The following is a 482-nucleotide window of genomic DNA, read 5'->3' on the forward strand; positions in this document are numbered from 1 at the left end:
AAAAAAAGGTAATGTTACACTAATAAATGATGTTTATAAAAAAGACTATTTACAAGGGCAACACATGGTAGTTGCTACTACCGATGTTCCAGAGGTAAATGTACAAGTGTATAAAGATTGTAGGGCAGAAGCTAAATTGGTAAACGTAGCAGATAACCCGCCCTATTGCGATTTTTACATGGGTGGTATTGTTACCAAAGGCAACGTTAAAGTGGCAATAAGTACCAATGGGAAATCGCCAACAATGGCAAAAAGATTACGACAGTTTTTTGAGGAAGTCATTCCTGAAAACATTGATGATCTTGTGAAAAATTTAAATGAATATAGAAAAACAATAAAAGGGGATTTTGAAGAAAAAGTTGAAAAACTTAATGAATTCACCAAAGGAATAATTGAAAACAAAGATTCAGAGAAATGATTAAAACAGATATAATAATAATTGGAGCAGGCCCAACAGGGTTATTCACAGTATTCGAAGCTGG

1 protein-coding gene is annotated in these 482 nt (G+C 33.4%); it reads left to right on the forward strand.

What is annotated here, in order from left to right:
* On the forward strand, positions 1–418 hold a 418-nt coding region (locus FUA24_RS00180; RefSeq protein ID WP_148539575.1), incomplete at its 5' end, for a precorrin-2 dehydrogenase/sirohydrochlorin ferrochelatase family protein.
* Positions 419–482 lie beyond the last annotated feature (64 nt).

The organism is Seonamhaeicola marinus, from assembly GCF_008085455.1.